16 protein-coding genes are annotated in these 21,336 nt (G+C 64.2%); 13 read left to right on the top strand and 3 right to left on the bottom strand.

The genetic code is table 11. The features are described from left to right. Positions 1-55 precede the first annotated feature (55 nt). Together J3S28_RS06170 and J3S28_RS06165 are read right to left on the bottom strand one after the other, a co-directional pair. Complete coding sequence (locus J3S28_RS06170) at positions 56-895, bottom strand: thioesterase family protein (RefSeq protein WP_207838825.1); 840 nt, start codon at positions 893-895, stop codon at positions 56-58. Between the two features lie 18 nt (positions 896-913). Further along, positions 914-1,858 carry a RecB family exonuclease gene (locus J3S28_RS06165; RefSeq protein ID WP_207838823.1) on the bottom strand — a complete coding sequence of 315 codons (945 nt, stop codon included), beginning with the start codon at positions 1,856-1,858 and terminating at the stop codon, positions 914-916. Between the two features lie 70 nt (positions 1,859-1,928). Between J3S28_RS06165 and J3S28_RS06160 the strand changes: the two genes are divergently transcribed. From J3S28_RS06160 to J3S28_RS06150, 3 genes are all read left to right on the top strand, one after another. Beyond that, positions 1,929-2,774: a tRNA (adenine-N1)-methyltransferase gene (locus J3S28_RS06160; protein ID WP_207838821.1), complete on the top strand. Its 846-nt coding sequence runs from the start codon at positions 1,929-1,931 to the stop codon at positions 2,772-2,774. A 165-nt stretch (positions 2,775-2,939) separates the two neighbouring features. Beyond that, positions 2,940-4,721 carry a proteasome ATPase gene (gene arc, locus J3S28_RS06155; RefSeq protein WP_207838819.1) on the top strand — a complete coding sequence of 594 codons (1,782 nt, stop codon included), beginning with the start codon at positions 2,940-2,942 and terminating at the stop codon, positions 4,719-4,721. A 163-nt stretch (positions 4,722-4,884) separates the two neighbouring features. Continuing rightward, entirely contained in the window at positions 4,885-7,350 is a 2,466-nt protein-coding gene (locus J3S28_RS06150; protein ID WP_207838817.1) for an FHA domain-containing protein, read from the top strand. A gap of 20 nt (positions 7,351-7,370) precedes the next feature. Here the strand turns inward: J3S28_RS06150 and glgP are convergent, their stop codons facing one another. Further along, positions 7,371-9,959: an alpha-glucan family phosphorylase gene (gene glgP / locus J3S28_RS06145; protein ID WP_207838815.1), complete on the bottom strand. Its 2,589-nt coding sequence runs from the start codon at positions 9,957-9,959 to the stop codon at positions 7,371-7,373. 132 nt (positions 9,960-10,091) lie between these two features. On the opposite strand from glgP, the gene dop reads away from it, so the two are divergent. The 10 genes from dop to J3S28_RS06095 all read left to right on the top strand — a co-directional run bounded on the left by dop (position 10,092) and on the right by J3S28_RS06095 (position 21,215). Beyond that, the gene (gene dop / locus J3S28_RS06140; RefSeq protein WP_084836927.1) at positions 10,092-11,594 is read left to right on the top strand and encodes a depupylase/deamidase Dop; all 1,503 of its coding nucleotides are present in this window, start codon (positions 10,092-10,094) and stop codon (positions 11,592-11,594) included. A 99-nt stretch (positions 11,595-11,693) separates the two neighbouring features. Beyond that, positions 11,694-11,888 (top strand): ubiquitin-like protein Pup, encoded by a 195-nt coding sequence (locus J3S28_RS06135; RefSeq protein ID WP_084896705.1) that lies wholly within the window; start codon positions 11,694-11,696, stop codon positions 11,886-11,888. Beyond that, positions 11,885-12,754 (top strand): proteasome subunit beta, encoded by an 870-nt coding sequence (gene prcB / locus J3S28_RS06130; protein WP_207838813.1) that lies wholly within the window; start codon positions 11,885-11,887, stop codon positions 12,752-12,754. The genes J3S28_RS06135 and prcB overlap by 4 nt, the downstream gene beginning before the upstream one ends. Continuing rightward, positions 12,751-13,521: a proteasome subunit alpha gene (gene prcA, locus J3S28_RS06125; RefSeq protein ID WP_207838810.1), complete on the top strand. Its 771-nt coding sequence runs from the start codon at positions 12,751-12,753 to the stop codon at positions 13,519-13,521. Before prcB ends, prcA begins: the two co-directional genes overlap by 4 nt. Positions 13,522-13,560: 39 nt before the next feature. Beyond that, a complete protein-coding gene (pafA, locus tag J3S28_RS06120) occupies positions 13,561-14,919 on the top strand; it encodes a Pup--protein ligase (protein ID WP_110467636.1) in 1,359 nt (452 codons plus the stop codon). A gap of 102 nt (positions 14,920-15,021) precedes the next feature. Beyond that, entirely contained in the window at positions 15,022-15,990 is a 969-nt protein-coding gene (locus J3S28_RS06115) for a helix-turn-helix transcriptional regulator (RefSeq protein ID WP_207839529.1), read from the top strand. Then, the gene (locus tag J3S28_RS06110) at positions 15,987-16,976 is read left to right on the top strand and encodes a helix-turn-helix transcriptional regulator (protein WP_207838808.1); all 990 of its coding nucleotides are present in this window, start codon (positions 15,987-15,989) and stop codon (positions 16,974-16,976) included. Before J3S28_RS06115 ends, J3S28_RS06110 begins: the two co-directional genes overlap by 4 nt. 104 nt (positions 16,977-17,080) lie before the next feature. Next, positions 17,081-17,344 carry a Sec-independent protein translocase subunit TatA gene (tatA, locus tag J3S28_RS06105; RefSeq protein ID WP_207838806.1) on the top strand — a complete coding sequence of 88 codons (264 nt, stop codon included), beginning with the start codon at positions 17,081-17,083 and terminating at the stop codon, positions 17,342-17,344. A 111-nt stretch (positions 17,345-17,455) separates the two neighbouring features. Continuing rightward, positions 17,456-18,427 (top strand): twin-arginine translocase subunit TatC, encoded by a 972-nt coding sequence (tatC, locus tag J3S28_RS06100; protein ID WP_207838805.1) that lies wholly within the window; start codon positions 17,456-17,458, stop codon positions 18,425-18,427. Continuing rightward, on the top strand, positions 18,414-21,215 hold the full coding sequence (locus J3S28_RS06095) for a DEAD/DEAH box helicase (protein WP_207838802.1): 2,802 nt from the start codon (positions 18,414-18,416) through the stop codon (positions 21,213-21,215). Before tatC ends, J3S28_RS06095 begins: the two co-directional genes overlap by 14 nt. The last annotated feature ends 121 nt before the right edge of the window (positions 21,216-21,336 follow it).

The following is a 21,336-nucleotide window of genomic DNA, read 5'->3' as shown; positions in this document are numbered from 1 at the left end:
GAGTTGGTCGGTTTCGGCGAGCGTTCCCGCAGGTCGGACTCACCGAAACCCACCATCATCGGGTCGGGATGGGGCGGATGAGCAGCGTCTGCGCCGATCGACCCACCGGACCCGACGCGTCGAAGAGTTCTGCTCCGGTCAGGCCGTAGCCGGCGGCTCCCACGGCCATGCGTGCGTCGATGCCGGTCCAGTCACCGACGGGCTGCCGGTACAGATGCACCGTGGTGTCGGTGTTCATGAACGACCACTTGCCGAACTCCAGCCGCGACCCGACGCCGTTCGCGACGTCGAGGACGGTGAAGAACTTCTCGACATCGCTGGTCTGTTCACCGGCCACCAGAGGCAGCAATGGACGGACCCACACCTGGCGCCCGTCGCCGCTGTTGTCGGGCAGCATTCGGCTCTCGAGCGTTCCGACGAAACCTTTCGTACCCCAGTCCCCGGTCAGCGGACCCAGTCCGGAGAAACCGACGGTTCCCTCCAACTCCTCGGGTCCGGGAATCAATGGGCCATGGGGAGCATGCTCGATGGGCCCGGTCTGGTCGGTGGCCAACCGCCAGCCCTGCGCGCGGGCAGCGGGCCGGAATGAGCCGTCGCCCTGACGTACCGAGAGCTCGGACTGGATCAGGCTGATCTGGCGGCCCGGCCGGAGCACCGTTGTCTCGACGCGGTTCTCGCCCAGGCCGATCGCGCCGAGGATGTCAACAGTGATCCGGGTGAAGTCGTGCTTCGGGTCGGAAGCGTGCCGCAGTAGCGCTCGGGCGAGCAATCCGATCGGTGGCCCACCGTGCTGGAGTTCGTCCCCCCAGACACTGACCGTGTTCTCGGTGGCGGTGAAGTATTCGTGATCGCCGTCGCGACCCAGGGGCAGGTAGTAGGCACTCTGGTCAGACACGTGACCGACTCTAACGGCCTACTCTGCGACAGCTTCCGCGTGACTCGTCTCGCCGGGGGCACTGGGCCACCCGGGATAGGGAAGCAAGGTGCCCCCGAACTCGGGGCAGTGGGCCTTGTGGTCGCACCATTGGCACATCCGGCTCTTCTTGGGCGGGAACTCGCCCGTGGCCCCGGCTTGCTGGATGGCTTTCCAGATCGCTTTCAGAGTCTTCGCGAAACGATTGAGTTCGGCCTCGTCGGGGGTGTAGATGAGTGACTGACCGTCGGCGAGGTACAGCAGTTGCAGCCGTGCCGGGACGACACCGCGCAGGCGGTAGATCGCCAAGGCGTAGAACTTCATCTGGAACAGGGCTCGAGACTCGAAGCTCTCGCCGGGAGAGCGACCGGTCTTGTAGTCGACCACACGAACCCTGCCGTCGGGAGCGACGTCGATGCGGTCGACGAACCCGCGGAGCAGCACCCCGTTGTCCGATTCATCGTCCGCGACGAGATCCACCTCGACTCGGAGTTCGCACGACTCCGGAGTGAACGCAGTCGGGTTCTCCAGCGTGTAGTACGTCGAGATCAGTTTGTGTGCGTCGGACAAGAACTTCTCGACCTGATCGTCGGGCACGAGATCACGCAGTTCGGGCGACTCCTCACACAAGGCGCCCCAGGCCCCGTCGACCAGGAACTCTGCGGACTCGGGTACCCGCAGGCCGGCGGGCATGTCGAAGAGGTTCTCGAGTGCGGCATGCACCACGGTGCCCTTCACCTGAGCCTGTGTGGGCACCTCGGGCAGTCGGTCGATCGCCCGGTACCGATAGAGGAGCGGACACTGCTTGTAGTCACCCGCCCGGCTGGGGGAGAGAGCGGGCACCCGCCGCGGAGAGTGCCCGGAAGGGCGCACAGGCGGGTCTGCGTCGGGGCGGGATTCGGTACTCACACTCACACCTGGCAGGGTATGCCTGACCAAGGACATCATCGCTCATTTGCCATCAACTCCTGTGACCGAATGTTCGACCGCGAATCAAGAGAGGCCCGCCGCCGCAATGTCTACAACAGGTCCGTTTGCCGTCGGCGACCGTGTCCAGCTCTCCGATGCCAAAGGCCGCAAGTTCACCGTGCGACTCGAGGCGGGCAAGAGTTTTCACACCCACAAGGGCGGGATCGCCCACGACGACCTGATCGGGGCCGATGAGGGGATCGTGGTCACGTCGACATCGAACACCCCATACCTCGCGTTGCGGCCACTGCTCATCGACTACGTCCTGTCGATGCCACGCGGAGCGCAGGTCATCTATCCCAAGGATGCGGCCCAGATCGTGATGGAGGGCGACATCCATCCGGGTTGCACGGTGCTCGAAGCAGGGGCCGGGTCCGGCGCGCTCACGTGTTCACTTCTGCGCGCGGTCGGGGACCACGGCACAGTGCTCTCGTACGAGGTCCGCGACGATCACGCGGAGCACGCGGTTCGCAATGTCGAGGAATTCTTCGGCGGTCCTCCGCCCAACTGGGATCTGACCGTCGCCGACCTGGCCGACTACCCTGGTACCGGCGACGTGGACAGAGTGGTTCTCGACATGCTGGCACCGTGGGAACCGTTGGACACGATCAAGCGGGCACTAAAACCCGGCGGTGTTCTGACCATTTATGTGGCTACTGTCACCCAGCTGTCCCGGGTCGTCGAGGCAATCCGAGAGCAGCAGTGCTGGACCGAGCCGAGAGCCTGGGAATCGCTGGTCCGTGACTGGCACGTCGTCGGGCTCGCTGTGCGGCCGGGCCATAAAATGCAAGGTCACACCGCCTTTTTGATCACTACACGCAGGCTTGCGGAAGGTACGGCCCCGCCGCGCCCACACCGTCGACCCAGCAAGGGCGGACCCGCCGTGGTGTAGCGTCGGAAAACCTTGTGGCGACGCACAATTAACATGGCTACAACAACGTGGTCCGCGAGGTGCAGGGCGAGGCTGCCGATTCGCCGGTAACCTCGGGAGACGGGTTCGACCGTACGAACACCACACGGTGGTGGCGACGAGTCGGCTCGGGGAGAGGAGTCAGAAATGACGGAATCCAGCAGTGACGAGCCCCGGAACAGCAGCGGTCAAAAAGACACCGCAGCGGTATCCGAATGGGGTTCGGCCTCGACCCGGTCTGCCAAGGCAGGCCCTACCTCCGACACCGGCTCGCTCGGCAAGTCGGTGGACCCCGACCTCCAGGCCCGCCTGGACACCTTGACCACGCGTAACGCGAAGTTGCTCGAGACTCTCAAGGAGGCTCGCCAGCAGCTCATCGCCCTACGCGAGGAGGTCGACCGTCTCGGTCAGCCGCCCAGCGGCTATGGAGTACTTCTCGCGGTCTTCGAGGACCTCACGGTCGACGTGTTCACGTCCGGCCGCAAGATGCGTCTCACCGTGTCGCCCAACATCGATGTCGACACCCTCAAGAGAGGTCAGTCGGTTCGCCTGAACGAGGCTCTGACGATCGTCGAGGCCGGTGATTTCGACTCCGTAGGGGAGATCAGCACCTTGCGCGAGGTGCTCGACGACGGGCACCGTGCGCTGGTGGTCGGGCACGCTGACGAAGAACGCGTTGTCTGGCTGGCCGAACCGCTCAGCGAGGCGTTTCTCGCCGAGATCGAAGGCAACCGAAAGCTTCGTCCGGGTGATTCGCTCCTCATCGACACCAAGGCCGGGTTCGCCTTTGAGCGCGTGCCCAAGGCCGAGGTCGAGGACCTGGTGCTCGAAGAGGTTCCCGATGTCAACTACGAGGACATCGGTGGTCTCGGTCGACAGATCGAGCAGATCCGCGATGCCGTGGAGTTGCCGTTCCTGCACAAGGATCTATTCCGGGAGTACGACCTGCGTCCCCCCAAGGGTGTGCTGCTCTACGGCCCTCCCGGTTGCGGTAAGACGCTGATCGCAAAGGCAGTGGCCAACTCCCTGGCCAAGAAGATCGCCGAGGTTCGCGGCGACGATGCCCGCGAGGCCAAGTCGTTCTTCTTGAACATCAAGGGCCCAGAGCTGCTGAACAAGTTCGTCGGTGAGACCGAGCGCCACATCCGGCTGATCTTCCAACGCGCTCGAGAAAAGGCGTCCGAAGGCACTCCGGTGATCGTTTTCTTCGATGAGATGGACTCGATCTTCCGTACCCGCGGGTCAGGCGTGTCCTCCGATGTGGAGACCACAGTCGTGCCTCAGCTGCTCAGTGAGATCGACGGTGTCGAGGGGCTCGAGAACGTCATCGTGATCGGCGCCTCCAACCGCGAGGACATGATCGATCCGGCGATTCTCAGGCCGGGCCGTCTCGACGTGAAGATCAAGATCGAGCGACCGGATGCCGAGTCGGCGATGGACATCTTCTCCAAGTACCTCGTCCCGACACTTCCGATCCATCCCGACGACATCGACGAGTTCGGCGGTGATCGTGCTGCGTGCGTCAAGGCGATGATCGAGCGCGTGGTGGAACGGATGTACGACGAGACCGACGACAACCGCTTCCTGGAGGTCACCTACGCCAACGGTGACAAAGAGATCATGTACTTCAAGGATTTCAACTCCGGTGCAATGATCCAGAACGTCGTCGACCGGTCCAAGAAGTACGCGATCAAGTCGCAGTTGGAGACCGGCCAATCCGGTCTGCGGATTCAGCATCTCTTTGATTCGATCCTCGACGAGTTCGCGGAGAACGAAGATCTGCCGAACACCACCAACCCGGACGACTGGGCTCGTATCTCGGGCAAGAAGGGTGAGCGGATCGTGTACATCCGCACGCTCGTCACCGGCAAGAGCGCCGGCGCAAGTCGCGCGATCGACACCGAGACGAACACCGGCCAGTACCTGTAGAGACGACTCCTCGGCGGCGGCGCCGGAGCACATCGCTCCGGCGCCGCCGTTGTCGTCTGGGTCGTTCGCGTCCGATGCCCGGTTCCCGATGTCGTCCGACCGGTCGATCATCGCGCTTGCAATGGGGCTCGTCCGATCATGGGCAGACTAAAGTGATGCGTTAATGAATGCATCCCCAACGCCGCTGCGGATCTGGGTGGACGGCACCGAGCAGAGGTTGCGTCCGGCCGGACGGTTCACCATCGGCCGGACGCCGGACAACAACATCGTCATCGTCCATCCACTGGTGTCCCGACAACATCTGGCGATCGAGTGGCACGGATCGTTCTGGACCGCTGTCGATCTGGGCAGTACCAACGGCTTCTATCTCGATGGCGTCCGGATGCGTGGTCTAGAGCTTCGAAGCAACCAGCGCATCCGGCTGGGTGACGCCACCACCGGCCCGCTGATCGATATCGCGGTCACCGCACCGGTCGCGCCCGGCGCTCGACCGGTGGCCCCTGTCCCGTCAGGTCCGATGACGTTCTCGGATCCGACGGGCGGACCCGCGCAGTCACCTCCGCCGCCGGCCCGCCAACCGTATCCGGCGTTCAGTGGTGCCGCGGACGCACCTCATCTCCAGGCGCTGCACCAGAACATGTCCGCGGTGTACCAGGTCAGCCCCGACGGGCGGATCCACCCGCAAGCCGTACCGCAACGGCAGGCGATCGACATGGGCGGCTCCGCGCGTCTGAATATCGGACGCACACCCGACAACGACATCGTCGTCAACGACGTGCTGGCGTCCCGGCGTCACGCCCGGTTGCTCTCCACCCCACAGGGTCTCGCGATCGAAGATCTGCAATCGGTCAACGGCACCTACGTCAACGGCCAGCGGATCAGCCGACAGCTGCTGGCCGAGGGTGCCGTGGTCACGATCGGCAACAGCGACTTCGTGGTGTCGGGAGGCACCCTCATCCGTGGGCAGGCCCAAGCAGCGGTCGCCGACGGACTGCACGTCCATGCGATCGGGCTGCACGTAGACGGTAAACAGCTCCTTCACGATGTGGAGTTCGCGGCCGGTCCCGGAACACTGACGGCTGTGATCGGGCCATCCGGGGCCGGAAAGTCGACCGTCTCGAAGATCGTGGCGGGCGCGGCAAACCCATCGACCGGCAGCGTCACCTTCGAGGGTCGCAGCGTGCACGCAGAGTACGAGGCGTTGCGTACCCGTATCGGTATGGTGCCTCAGGACGACGTCTTGCACCGCCGGCTCACCCTCCGTCAGGCACTGCGGTACGCCGCGGAACTGCGTCTGCCGCCGGATATGAGCAAGTCCGACCGCGACAATGTCATCACGGGAGTGCTTGCCGAACTCCAGCTCACCGAACACCTCGACACCCGCGTCGACAAACTCTCAGGAGGCCAACGCAAGCGTGCGTCGGTTGCCATGGAGCTCTTGACAGGTCCGTCGCTGCTCATCCTCGATGAGCCGACCTCCGGTCTCGACCCCGCCTTGGACCGACAGGTCATGTCGACGCTCCGGCGCCTCGCCGACGCCGGGCGTGTGGTGATCGTCGTGACCCACTCGCTGACCTACCTGTCGATGTGCGATCAGGTGCTGTTGCTCGCACCGGGCGGCAAGACAGCGTTCTGCGGTCCGCCGGCGGCAGTCGGTGCCGCGATGGGGACCGAGGACTGGGCCGAGATCTTCGCGTTCGTGGCAGAGCAGCCCGATGCTGCTCATCTCCGCTACCGCTCGCGCAACCAACGTCCGTCGACCCGACCACCCAGCCTGCGCACCGGTTCACCCGTGCGGCCGCCGCAGACGAGCTTCGGACGGCAGACCTCCACCGTGTCCAGACGGCAGGTTCGGCTGATACTCGCCGACACCGGTTATCTGGCGTTCCTGGTGCTGCTGCCGATCGTTCTGGGTGCCTTGTCGCTGGTGATACCCGGTACGGCCGGGTTCGGTCTCAACAACGACGACAGCCTCGGCGAGACCGTTCAAATCCTTGTCGTACTGGTGGTCGGGGCGAGTTTCATGGGCGCCGCACTCACCGTGCGGGACCTGGTGGGCGAGCGGGCGATCTTTGTGCGTGAACGCGCCGTCGGCCTGCGTCCCGGGGCGTATCTGTGGGCCAAAATGGTGGTGTTTTTCGTCGTTTCGGTTCTGCAGTGTGCAGTGATGATCGCCATCACCTACACCGGCAAGGGGACACCGGGCCCCGGGCTGCTGACCTCGGGCGCGATCGAACTGTTTGTCGCCGTTGCCTTCCTGGCCTGCGTGAGCACGTTGATTGGTCTGGCGATATCAGCGGCGGTCAATTCGAGCGAACAGACGATGCCGCCACTCGTGGTGGTCGTCATGGTGCAGCTCGTCTTCTGCGGTGGCTTGTTCCCGTTGGCTGGACGGCCGGGGCTCGAGCAATTGTCCTGGATCTTCCCAGCCCGCTGGGGATACTCCGCGGCCGCCGCCGCAGTCGATCTACGCCAGGTGTCACCGGGCTCTCCATCAACGCAGAAGGAAACCATCTGGGACCAGACCGCCGCGAACGTGGCCCTGGCCTATGGCGCGATGACCGTCATCGGTCTACTGCTGATCTGGTTCACCTATCGCCGGTTGATCCTCAAGAAGAAGACACTGTAAAGCCCGTGCCGGTGGCTTTGTCATCGATGCGCAAAGGTGACGACACCCAGTTCGGCGTTGCTGGTGAGGAATCGGTGTCGAGGCATGACCCGCACGGTGTATCCGATCGGTCCGGTCATCGGTAGCGGAATCGCGACTTCGAAGATCGGCTCGCCCGCGGGGCCGACCCGGTCCTCGACCAGAGGCATCGTCGTCGCCGCCATCTGCGTCAGGTTTTCTTCCTCGTCGACCCGCCCGATCACGGCCTGCACCAACACCTGATCTGGATGGAGCCCGGCCAGATCGATGTGCGCGGTGAGTGTCATCGTGGACCCGAGCAATGGGGTGTCCTCAAGGCCCGCGCTGTCGACGTCGAGTACTTTCACCCCGGGCCAGGCTGTCTCGACGTGCCGGCGGAACTGCGCCAGTTCCCTTGCGCCGGCGTAGTTGTCGGAGGTGACCTCTCGTCCGGCGAGCGCGGCTGGCGCGTAGTAGCCCTCGGTGTAGTCGCGCACCATCCGCGAGGCCAGCACCTGTGGTCCCAGGGTGTGCAGTGTGTGGCGCACCATTTCCACCCATCGGGTCGGTATGCCATCCGAACCGGCGTCGTAGAACTTCGGCACCACGACGTTCTCGAGCAACTCGTACAACGCGGCCGCCTCGAGGTCGTCACGCCGAGCATCGTCGGTCACGCCGTCGGCGGTCGGGATTGCCCAGCCGTTCTCGGTGTCCGACATCTCATCCCACCAACCGTCGAGAATCGACAGGTTCAGGCCGCCGTTGAGGGCCGACTTCATGCCGGACGTTCCGCAGGCCTCCATCGGCCGCAGGGGGTTGTTCAGCCACACATCGCAGCCGCCGTACAGGAAGCGCGCCATGGACATGTCATAGTCCGGCAGGAACACGATCCGGTGCCGGACGTCGTTGGCGTCGGCGAACCGGACGATCTTCTGGATGAGCGCCTTGCCGCCGTCGTCTGCCGGGTGTGCCTTACCGGCGACAACGAGTTGCACGGGACGTTCCTTGTCGAGCAGCAAGGCCTTCAGGCGCTCGGTGTCGCGCAGCATCAACGTCAGTCGTTTGTAGGTCGCCGCGCGGCGGGCGAACCCGATCGTCAACACCCGGGAACTGAACACGCCGGCGGTCCACCCCAGTTCGGCGGCCGAGAAACCGCGCTCGAGGCCGGACCGGCGCAGTCGGCGCCGGACCTCGGCGATCAGTTCGGTACGAAGCAGGTTACGGGTGTCCCAGAGCTGTTGCGCTGGAACATTTTTCATTGCAGCGAGGGTGTCGGCTTCATCCGGTGTCCCGGCGTGGCCCACGGCGGCCAGTTCGGTCCACCGGCGCGACGACCACGTCGGCGCGTGCACCCCATTGGTGACGGAGCCGATGGGTACCTGTGCGGCATCGAAACCCGGCCACAGCGGGCCGAACATCTCGCGACTGACCGCGCCGTGCAGTTTGGACACCCCGTTGGTTCGCTGCCCGAGGCGAAGGCCCATGTGTGCCATGTTGAACACGCCGGTATCGCTCTCACTGCCCAGTTCCAGGATCCGGGCCAACTCGAGCCCGGGCAGCAGCGTCGATTGGCCCTGCTCGTCTCCGAAGTAGTGGCGCACCATGTCGAGCGGGAAGCGGTCGATACCAGCAGGGACAGGTGTGTGCGTCGTGAAGACGGTCGAGGCGCGTACTGCGGCGAGCGCGGTGTCGAAGTCGAGGCCGGCTCCCGCCGGTGACACGAACTCCCGGATACGTTCGGCACCGAGGAAACCCGCGTGACCTTCGTTCATGTGGAAGACGTCGGGATCGGGTAGGCCCTGGATCCGGGTGTACTCGCGTACCGCACGCACGCCGCCGACACCGGCCAGGATCTCCTGTTTGATGCGGTGGTCCTGGTCTCCGCCATAGAGCCGGTCGGTGACGCCACGCAGGTCTGTGTCATTGTCTGGGATGTCGGAGTCGAGCAGCAGCAAGGGGATTCGTCCCACATCGGCCACCCACAGGCGGGCCCGCAGAACCCGGTTGTCGGGCATCGGGACCCGAACGGTGACCGGATTGCCGTCCGCATCGTTGACCGTACGGACCGACAACCCCTGCGGATCCAGGTTGGGGTACCGCTCGGTCTGCCAACCATCGGCGGTGAGCGATTGCCGGAAGTAGCCGCTGCGGTAGAGCAGGCCGACGCCGATCAGCGGCAGTCCGAGGTCGGACGCAGCCTTGAGGTGGTCACCGGCGAGTATGCCGAGCCCACCCGAATAGATGGGTAACACCTCCGAGACACCGAACTCCATCGAGAAGTACGCGATACCGGTGGGGAAGCGGTGTCCGGAAGCCACCTGCTGTTGGAACCATCGGGGCTCCCCCAGATAGGCGTCGAGGTCCGCGGCAAGCTCGTCGAGCCTGCTCAGGAAGCCATCGTCCTCCGCGAGTTCTCGCAGGCGAGCGGGCCCGATGTCGCCCAGCAGTCGCAGCGGATCCCTCGATCCGGCCCACAGGTCCGGATCGATGGAGGCGAAGAGATCCTGGGTCGGTGGGTGCCAGGACCAACGCAGATTGGTCGACAGACCCGCCAGGGCTTGAAGGGGCTCGGGTAGGTGGGCGCGGACGGTGAAGCGGCGCAGTGCTTTCACGGCGCAAACCCTACCGACGAGCGGGCTACCGCGCGAGCGCGACGGTCAGATGTACATCTGGCTGTAATCCCCCGAGCTCTGCGGCGAGGAGCGCGCGACATGGTCGTGCGGTCGCACAGCTAGGCTCGGGGCATGCAGCGCATAATCGGAACCGAAGTCGAGTACGGGATCTCGGCACCGAACGATCCAGGTGCCAACCCGATCATGACCTCGACCCAGGCTGTTCTCGCCTACGCGGCGGCCGCCGGTGTTCCCCGCGCGAAGCGGACACGCTGGGACTACGAGGTCGAATCGCCGTTGCGCGACGCCCGCGGATTTGATCTGGGCCGCAGTTCCGGCCCGGCTCCCATCATCGATGCCGACGAGGTCGGCGCCGCCAACATGATCCTCACCAACGGCGCTCGGCTCTATGTCGACCACGCCCATCCGGAGTATTCCGCTCCGGAAGTCACCGATCCGCTCGACGCCGTCATCTGGGACAAGGCGGGAGAACGGGTCATGGAGGCAGCGGCGCGGCATGTCGCGAGCGTGCCGGGCGCTCCGAAACTGCAGTTGTACAAGAACAACATCGACAACAAGGGCGCCTCCTATGGCACCCACGAGAACTACCTCATGGCGCGCTCGACCCCGTTCACATCGGTGATCACCGGCCTCACCCCGTTCTTTGCATCGCGTCAGGTGTTCACCGGGTCGGGTCGCGTCGGTATCGGCCAATCCGGCGACGAAACCGGCTTTCAATTGAGCCAGCGTGCCGATTACATCGAGGTTGAGGTCGGGCTGGAGACCACGCTCAAGCGCGGCATCATCAACACCCGCGACGAACCGCATGCCGACCCCGAGCGCTATCGCCGTCTTCACGTGATCATCGGCGACGCCAATCTGGCCGAGACGGCAACGTATCTGAAGGTGGGCACGGCCTCCCTGGTGCTCGACCTCATCGAGGCGGGGGTGGAGCTCAGCGACCTCGAACTCGCCAGGCCGGTGCACGCCGTCCATGTGATCAGCCACGATCCGACGTTGCAGGCAACGGTCGCTCTCGCCGATGGGCGGGAGATGACGGCGCTTGCCCTGCAACGGATCTACCACGAGCGCGTGTCGGCATTTCACGACGCCAACCACAGTGATGACCTACGGGCCAAGGACGTGATCGACACCTGGGCGGACGTGCTCGACAAACTCGAGCGCGACCCGATGGAGTGCGCCGACCTCCTCGACTGGCCCGCGAAACTCCGATTGCTCGAGGGTTTCCGGCAGCGCGAGAACCTGGCCTGGTCGGCGCCTCGCCTGCACCTGGTGGACCTGCAGTACTCCGATGTCCGGCTCGACAAGGGGCTGTACAACAGATTGGTCGCCCGTGGTTCCATGAAGCGCCTGACCACCGAGCAGCAGGTCATGGACGCGATCGGGTCGCCCCCGGAGAACACCCGGGCGTACTTCCGCGGTGAATGTCTGCGCAGGTTCGGTGCCGACATCGCGGCGGCGAGTTGGGATTCGGTGATCTTCGACCTCGGCGGTGAGTCGCTGGTCCGTATTCCGACGCTCGAACCCCTCCGGGGGAGTCGGGCCCACGTCGGTGAACTGCTCGATTCGGTGAATTCGGCGGCGGAACTGGTGAATCAGCTGACCAATCCGTAGTGCGGCCCGCGTCGGCATATACCGGGCGAGATCCCCTTGGCCCGGTAGGGTGAACATTACGAGCGGTCCCTGCGGGACCGTGGTCTGAAGGAGGCAGCGATGGCGCAGGAACAAACCAAGCGCACGGGCGGTAATGACGACGACAACGAGTCCGGTCCCGATTCGGGTGCCGGTCAGGAACGCCGTGAAAAGCTGGCCGACGACACCGACGACCTGCTCGACGAGATCGATGACGTGCTCGAAGAAAATGCCGAGGACTTCGTCCGTGCCTATGTCCAGAAGGGCGGCCAGTGACCGATCGAATCCGGTCTCTCGGCCAGGACATCTCATCGTTTTCCGACTACCTGCGTAATTACGCTCCAGACTTGTTGCCCAAGAACAGGTTTCCGGAGGGGGCGACCGCGAACATTCCGCACGGCACGACCATCGTCGCAATCACCTACCCCGGTGGGGTGGTGATTGCGGGCGATCGTCGTGCCACTGCAGGTCACCTGATCGCCAGCCGTGACATGCGGAAGGTGTTCATCACCGATGAATACTCGGCGGCGGGTATCGCGGGTACAGCCGGCGTGGCCATCGAGATGATCCGGCTGTTCGCCGTGGAACTCGAGCACTACGAGAAGATCGAAGGCGTGTCGCTCACGCTCGATGGCAAGGTCAACCGCCTCGCGTCGATGGTCCGTTCGAACTTGGAGGCTGCGATGGCCGGTCTGGCAGCGATACCGCTGCTCGTCGGTTATGACTCGGATGCGATCGATCCGCAACGTCCAGGCCGCATCTTCTCCTTCGACGTCGCCGGTGATCGACACGAGGAGCACGGCGGCTACCAGGCCATCGGTTCGGGTTCGGTGTTCGCGAAGTCTGCCATCAAGAAGCTGTACCGCCACGACATGACCGCGGCGCAGGCGCTCGAGATCGCCGTCGAATCGCTGTACGACGCGGCCGACGACGACTCCGCGACCGGCGGACCGGACATGGTGCGTGGCCTGTATCCGACCGCGGCGACAGTGGGTCCCGACGGTGCGACGGTCGTCCCGGCCGAGGAGATCGAAGAAGCAGCGCGCTCCGTCATCTCCCGTCGTTCCGCCGCGGGAGACGATGCTAACAGGAGCTCGACCCGGACCGCCGATGGTGGCGTCAGCACAGGTGGTGAAGCATGACCTTCCCGTATTACGCCAGTGCCGAACAGATCATGCGCGACCGTTCGGAGCTCGCCCGCAAAGGCATCGCCCGCGGTCGCAGCGTGGTGGCGCTCACGTACGCCGACGGGGTGCTGTTCGTCGCCGAGAACCCGTCGAACACCCTGCGCAAGGTCAGCGAGATCTACGACCGCATCGGTTTCGCGGCGGTCGGTAAGTACAACGAGTTCGAGAGTCTGCGCAAGGCGGGCATCCAACACGCCGACATGCGCGGATATCAGTACGACAGGCTCGATGTCAGCGGTTTGTCGTTGGCGAACGCGTACGCCAGCACGCTGGGTTCGGTGTTCACCGAGCAGCCGAAGCCTTACGAGGTCGAGTTGTGTGTGGCCGAGGTGAGCCGTCCCGGCAAGCCTGGTCCGTCGCAGCTGTATCGGATCACCTACGACGGATCGATCGTCGACGAGACCAAGTTTCTCGTCATGGGCGGTACCACCGAGGCGATCTCGGCGTCGATGAAGGAGTCATACGACTCCGAAGCCGACCTGCGGAGCGCCTTGGCGTCGGCGATCAACGCATTGCAGGCCCCGGCTGCACCAAACGGCTCTGGTTCTTCTTCGTCGTCATCGTCATCGTCGACCCCGGCACCCGCTCCGGAGCCACGCAAGCTCGAGCCCGGCGATCTCGAGGTCGCGATTCTCGATCATGGTCGGCCCCGGCGCGCGTTCCGGCGATTGACGGGTTCGACCTTGGTCAACCTCCTCCCGGAAGGCTCGACCGAAAGCTGAAGCACTACCCACCAGCACACTCGACGGTAGGTTGAAATCGTGGAACGACGAATAATGGGTATCGAAACCGAATTCGGTGTGACGTGTACTTTTCACGGGCATCGTCGGCTCAGTCCTGACGAAGTTGCGCGGTATCTCTTCCGCCGGGTGGTCTCGTGGGGGCGTTCGTCGAATGTGTTCCTGCAGAACGGGGCGCGGCTCTATCTCGACGTGGGCTCTCATCCCGAGTACGCCACCGCCGAATGCGACAACCTGCAGCAACTGATCGAGCACGATCGGGCCGGCGAGCTGGTGCTGGAAGACCTTCTGGTGGACGCCGAGCGGCGTCTTGCCGATGAGGGGATCGGCGGCGACATCTACCTGTTCAAGAACAACACCGACTCTGCAGGAAACTCCTACGGGTGCCACGAGAATTACCTGGTGGTCCGGGCGGGAGAGTTCTCGCGGATCTCCGACGTGCTGCTCCCGTTCCTGGTGACCCGCCAACTGATCTGCGGCGCGGGCAAAGTCCTACAGACGCCGAAGGCCGCGACCTTTTGCCTGTCGCAGCGTGCCGAACACATCTGGGAGGGCGTCTCCTCGGCGACCACCCGCAGCCGGCCGATCATCAACACCCGAGACGAGCCGCACGCGGACGCCGAGAAGTACCGACGACTGCACGTCATTGTCGGCGACTCCAACATGGCCGAGACCACGACGATGCTCAAGGTCGGATCGGCCGCTCTGGTGCTCGAGATGATCGAGGCGGGCGTCTCGTTCCGGGACTTCGCTCTCGACAACCCGATCAGGGCGATTCGGGAGGTCTCGCACGACCTCACCGGACGCCGTCCGGTTCGACTGGCCGGCGGCCGCCAGGCGAGCGCGCTCGATATCCAGCGCGAGTACCACGCGCGCGCAGTCGAGCACCTGCGCACCCGCAAGCCGGATCAGAACATGACCCAGGTCGTCGATCTCTGGGGCCGGATGCTCGATGCCGTCGAGCAACAGGACTACGCGAAGGTCGACACCGAGATCGACTGGGTGATCAAGCGCAAACTGTTCCAGCGCTACCAGGACCGTTACTCGATGGAGCTGTCCGATCCGAAGATCTCTCAACTCGACCTTGCGTATCACGACATAAAGCGTGGTCGCGGAGTCTTTGACCTGCTGCAACGCAAAGGTCTGGCCGCCCGGGTCACCACAGACGAGGCGATCGCAGCCGCCGTCGACACTCCGCCGCAGACCACGAGGGCGAAACTGCGCGGGGACTTCATCGCCGCGGCACAGAAGGCGGGCCGTGATTTCACCGTCGATTGGGTGCACCTGAAACTGAACGACCAGGCCCAGCGCACAGTGCTGTGCAAGGACCCCTTCCGCAATGTCGATGAGCGCGTCGAACGCCTGATCGCCTCCATGTAGTCGCCGCGGCACTAGTCTGGGCGGGTGGCAGAGTCAGGAAACAAGCCTGCGGGAAGTGGGATCGGCGGAGCCCCAAAACCCAAGGCGAAGGTGGAGCGGCAGATGAACCTCGTCATCTGCCTTCTCTCGACGCGGCAGTTCTTGTCCGCCGAACAGATTCGTAAGATAGTGGGTGGCTACGAGACGTCGAAGTCCGACGAAGCGTTCAACCGCATGTTCGAGCGGGACAAGAACGAACTCCGGGATCTGGGAATCCCGCTCGAGACCGGACGTAGTTCGGGACTGTCGCCGGTCGACGGCTACCGCATCGACCGCGACGCCTACGAGCTCAGCGACGTCGACCTGACCGAGGAAGAGGCTGCGGCGGTCGCGTTGGCAGCGGCATTGTGGGATTCGCCCGGGCTCGCCGCGAACACCCACAGTGCGCTGATGAAGTTGCGCGCCGCGGGAGTGCAGGTCGATGCCGATGCCGTCTTCGAGGAATCGGCTCCCTCCATCCATTCTTCAGCTCCTCGCGGAATCGGTTCCCAGGAGGTGCTGACGACCCTCCTGGCGGCGGTCGACGCCCGTCGGCAGGTCCGTTTCGAGTACCGCTCGGCCAAGAACCAGCCGTATCAGACACGGACGATGAAGCCGTGGGGCGTTGTCACCCACCAGCGGCGTTGGTACCTGGTCGGCCACGATGTAGATCGCGGTCAGCCCCGGACCTTCCGGCTGTCCCGGATCGCCTCGGTGGAACCGTTCGGCAAGTCGGGCGTGGTCGTGCAACCCGACGACGTGGATCTACGGGCAATCGTGGCCGATGCGGTGACCGTGTCGGGACCGCCTCGTATCGCCAAGATCTGGGTCGCGGACAATCGCGCCGCGGGTTTGCGGCGGATTGCGACGTCGTCGTCGCCCGGTGTTTTCGCCGGCCGCCACGGTACCGTCCTGGACGTCGCGATGAACTCGATCGATGGACTGTCCCGACAGGTGCTCGGCGCCGGAGCCGATGCGGTGGTCGTGGAACCCGCCGAACTCCGGGACCACGTCGTCAACGAACTACGGGCACTGGTCGGGGGAGGGCTATGAGTTCTCCGACAGCGACGACGTCTCACCTCACGCGTCTGTTGGTCATGGTTCCGTACTTGCAGGCTCATCCCGGTGTCAGCGCCGCGACGGCGGCGCGGGATCTGGGTACCACCAGCAAACAGGTGATGAGTGACCTCAACCAGCTGTGGATGTGCGGACTACCGGGTTATTCACCCGGTGACCTGATCGATTTGTCGTTCACCGAGGAGAGCATCGAGGTCACCTTTTCGGCGGGCATCGATCATCCACTTCGCTTGACCGCGGCCGAGGCCGCGCCGCTGCTCATCGCGCTGCGCGCGTTGATCGACACCGCGGGAGTAGTGGACACACGTGCTGCGCGAACCGCCATCGCGAAGATCGAAGCGGCAATGGGCCCGTCGTCAGGTTCTGGTATCACGGCACCCACAGACGCCGGACCTGCTGAATCAGACGCGGTCGTGGCCGTCCGCGCCGCGGTTCGAGACAGGAGGGCCCTACGACTGCGGTATTACTCCGCATCCCGCGACGCGGTCACGGACCGAATCGTGGATCCGGTACGCCTGCAGGCGGTGGATGGCAACGGATATCTGGAAGCCTGGTGCCGCGACAGCGACGGAATCCGGCTGTTCCGATTCGACCGCATCGACGATGCCGTGGTGCTCGATGAGCCGGCCACGCCGCCTCACGGCACGGACGACTCAGCCGCGTTGGGCTTGTTCGAATCCGACCCGGCGTTGCCGTCCGCCTTGATCGAGATCGATTCTGATGTGATCTGGGTGATGGAGTACTACCTGATCGAGCCCGCCGACCCCGATGCGATTCCGGATTCGACGAAGCCGCTGCTGGCGACCATGACGTACGGTTCCGCCGAGTGGCTGACCCGGTTCATCGCCAGTTTCGGTGGCAAGATCCGTGTTCTCGACAACCCCGCTGTCAGCGCCGCAGTCAATGATCGGGCTACGGCCGCGCTGGCGATGTACTCGGAGAACACCTCGGATTCGGTGTGAACGTTCGGCAAACGCGGTCCGGGACGCCGGGCGGAGGCACCGACTCCGGTAGCATCGACCCATAGTCGATTTGCCCATATCGATTTTGTCAGAAAGGTAGTTCAATGACTGGAGCACTCAGCTGGTGGCACATCGTCATTGTCGTCGCCGTCTTCATCCTTCTGTTCGGTTCGAAAAAGCTGCCTGATGCGGCGCGCGGCCTCGGCCGCTCCATGCGCATCTTCAAGAGCGAGATCAAAGAGATGCAGAACGATGGCAAACCCGAGGGTGAGGCGCCGTCCGCTGATGCAGCGCCGCAGATCACCTCCGGCCTCGATGGTTCGACGCCGTCGCAGACCAACCCCAACCCTGAGCGTCGATCCGCCTGACGATCACGGTCCTGTTGGCAGCAAGGAGCGGCAGTACACCGAGCACGAGAGTTCGGTGACTGGGCTGGCTTGGTGCCAATCCACCAGCAACTGACCTGAAACAGTCCACCAGTGCGTATTCCTCTCGACCCTCGGCGCCGTAAGCGCAAGGTCAATCCCGACGGCACCATGTCGTTGGTCGATCACCTTCGTGAGCTGCGGACCCGGCTGCTGATCTCGGTGGCCGCCATCGCGTTCACCACGATCCTCGGTTTCCTGTGGTATTCCCACGGCGTACTCGGCATGGATTCTCTAGGTGACCTGCTGCGTCAACCCTACTGTGATCTGCCGGCGTCCTCACGGGCCAACCTCACCACCGACGATGCCTGCCGACTCCTCGCGACCGGTCCTTTCGACCAGTTCATGCTCCGCCTCAAAGTGGCGTTGACCGCGGGCTTCGTGATGGCCTGCCCGGTCTGGTTCTACCAACTCTGGTCGTTCATCACGCCCGGAATGCACTCCAAGGAGCGCAAGTACGCGGTCTCGTTCGTCACTGCCGCGGCCATCCTGTTCATCGGTGGCGCCGTTCTCGCGTACTTGGTGGTCAGCAAGGCATTCGAGTTCCTACTGACCGTCGGTGACAACGTCCAGATCACGGCGCTGGCCGGCGACCAATATTTCAACTTCCTGCTGCACCTACTGTTGATCTTCGGCGTGAGCTTCGAAATTCCCCTGCTGATCGTCTCGCTGAATCTCATCGGGGTGTTGCCCTACGCGAAGCTGAAGGCGTGGCGCCGCGGCCTCAATTTCGGGATGTTCGTCTTCGCAGCCGTGGCGACCCCCGGAAACGACCCCTTCACGATGCTGGCGCTGGCAATTGCCTTGTGCATCCTGCTCGAGTTCGCGATCCAGATCGCCCGCATCCACGACAAGCGCAAGGCCAAGCGGGAAGCCCTGGAGTGGGGCGACGTCAGCGACGACGAGGCCTCGCCGATCGCCCCCGCATCGCCTGCCGAACCGGCGACGGCGCCTGTCCGATCTCCGGCACCGGTGTCGGCCACCTCCTCGGCGAGCGGAGTCGATCACTACGATGACACTCTCTGATACTCGAGTAGAACTGGAAAAGTTCTCCGCGCGCCAGGCATTCGCGCTCGATCCGTTCCAGCTCGACGCGTGCGCGGCGCTGGCCGATGGTCACGGCGTGCTGGTGTGTGCTCCGACGGGCGCAGGCAAGACGATCGTCGGCGAGTTCGCGGTGCATCTCGCCCTCGCTGCCGGAAGCAAGTGTTTCTACACCACGCCCATCAAGGCGTTGAGCAATCAGAAGTATGCCGACCTCGTTCGGGCGCATGGAGCGGATTCGATCGGACTGCTGACGGGCGACTCGTCGGTGAACTCGAACGCACCGGTCGTGGTCATGACGACTGAAGTCTTGCGAAACATGATTTACGCGAATTCTCCTGCTTTGCAGCATTTGTCGCACGTGGTGATGGACGAGGTCCACTTCCTGGCCGACCGCTTCCGCGGTGCGGTCTGGGAAGAGGTGATCCTGCATCTGGCGCCGTCCGTGCGAGTGGTCAGCCTGTCGGCGACGGTCAGCAACGCGGAAGAGTTCGGGTCCTGGATCCAAACGGTCCGCGGCGACACGACGGTGATCGTCGACGACCATCGCCCGATTCCTCTCAGCCAGCACATGATCGTCGGGAACCGGCTCTTCGATCTGTTCGACAGCAAGGACCCGAGCGCACCGAACAAGAAGCGCGCGGTCAACCCCGAACTGACTCGCTACATCAGACACCGCGAGTTGGCAGCCCGTCGGGACGATGACTACACGCCGCGTGGATCGCGGGGCCGCAGGGGCGGATCGCAGCGCAACGACGGGCGACGGGGCGGCACTCGCCCGATTTCTCGACCTGATCTGATCGCCAGGCTCGACCGTGACGGGTTGTTGCCTGCGATCGGCTTCATCTTCTCGCGCGCTGGATGTGAAGGCGCACTGAGTCAGTGCCTTCGGTCGGGGCTGCGATTGCTCGAGCCGCACCAGGCCGACGAGGTCAATCGAATCGTCGACAAATACGTGTCGGAACTCTCCGCGTCCGATCAAGACATTCTCGGGGTACCGACTTGGCGGGAAGGCCTGACCCGAGGTTTCGCCGCGCATCACGCCGGATTGCTCCCTGCGTTCCGCCATGCCGTCGAAGAGCTCTTCGTGAAGGGGCTGGTGAAGGCCGTATTCGCAACAGAAACTCTCGCTCTGGGAATCAACATGCCTGCCCGGTCAGTGGTGCTCGAGCGTCTGATCAAGTTCAACGGTGAAGCCCACGTCGACCTGACGCCGGGGGAGTACACGCAGTTGACCGGGCGCGCGGGCCGCCGCGGCATCGACGTCGAAGGTCATGCGGTTGTCGTGTGGACCGACGATCTCGAGCCCACACGGGTGGCCGGACTCGCCGGGGCGAGAACGTTTCCACTACGGAGTTCGTTCGCGCCCGAATACAACATGGCCGTGAACCTGATCGGCAGACTCGGACTCGCCGGCTCTCGCAATCTCCTCGACCGATCCTTCGCGCAGTTCCAGGCCGACAAGTCGGTGGTGGGTCAGGCCCGGCAGATCGACACTGCACGGCGGCAGCTCCGCAAGATCGAGATCGAACTCGAGAACCGGGCCGAAGGCCGGGGACTCGATGGTGGAATCGATGGGTTTCTCGGCTACACGCGGCTGCGTGAAGAGATCCGCTCCCGCGAGCGCTCTTTGAAGTTCGAGAACCGTATGGCCACCCAGCAGAGCACGGTCGAGGATCTCTCCGCCCTCAAACGCGGACAGGTGATCGGTTTGCACGGGGGCAGGCATCGTGGATTGGCTGTGGTCCTCGAGGCCGCTACGGACCTTCGCGACCCGAAGCCACTGGTGATCTGTGAAGACGCCTGGTGTGGTCGCGTCGGACCGCGTGATTTCCTCAACCCGCCGCAGGTGCTCGGGAACATGCGGCTGGCCAAGCAGATCGACCGGAGAACCGGGCGCGGTCGTCGAGATCTCGCGTCCGCGTTGAGGTCCGCGGGGATCGACATGCCGAAAGGCAAGCAGAGCAAACGTACGCAAGCAGCCGACGACACCGGACTCGCGCGGCTGCGTTCCGAGTTACGCGACCACCCGGCGCACCAGATACCGCAACACGACGAGCTCTTTCGACTCGCGGAACGGCGCAACCGCGTCGCGCGGGAGATCGCGTCGTTGGAGGAGTCGGTCGCGCAACGCACGTCCACCCTGTCGATCAATTTCGACCGGATCGTCGGGGTGCTCAAAGAACTCGGATATCTCGAACAGAACGCTGGTAAGTCCAACGGCGACCTCATGGTGACCAGGGCAGGGGACACCCTGAGCCGCGTGTACAGCGAAAGCGACCTGCTGATCTGCGAATGCATCCGGTCCGGGCTGTGGGACCAGCTCGGCGCTGCCGAACTCGCAGCCGTTGCATCGTCGGTCGTGTACGAATCGCGCCGCGATTCTTACGCCGGCGCGGAACTGGTCACCGGTGTCGCCAGCGTCCGTGAGGCACTGAGCCGCACACATGCCGCGTGGCAGGCGCTGACGCGGATCGAGATGAGCCATCTCATCGAACCCACCCGGGAGCCCGACGCCGGATTCGCGACAGCCATCTATCTCTGGGCATCCGGTCGGAGCCTGACCGAGGTTCTCGCCGCCGCCGGCGAACGCGGCACCTCGCTGCCTGCGGGCGACTTCGTGCGCTGGAGCCGGCAGGTCATCGATCTGCTGGAGCAGATTCGCACGGCGGCGAGTCTGGAATCGTCCGGAGAATCCCGGTTGACGAAGTCGGCAACGGCCGCGATCGCCGGTATCCGCCGTGGTGTGGTGGCCGTCGAGCTCGGTTGAGCCTCATCTCGACAGCAGCAACACCGTCCCTCGCTCGGTTTGTGCCTTCCGAAACACGCCCGGGATGTGCGGTATGTTCGGGGTCGGTGATCCCCGTAACTTCGGTGCGGTGAGGACAAGC

Origin of the sequence: Williamsia soli (genome assembly GCF_017377795.1) — a bacterium.
GTDB classification, from domain to species: Bacteria; Actinomycetota; Actinomycetes; order Mycobacteriales; family Mycobacteriaceae; genus Williamsia; species Williamsia soli.
Note: the sequence above shows the minus strand (reverse complement) of the source record. Positions and strands in the feature narration are given on the sequence as shown.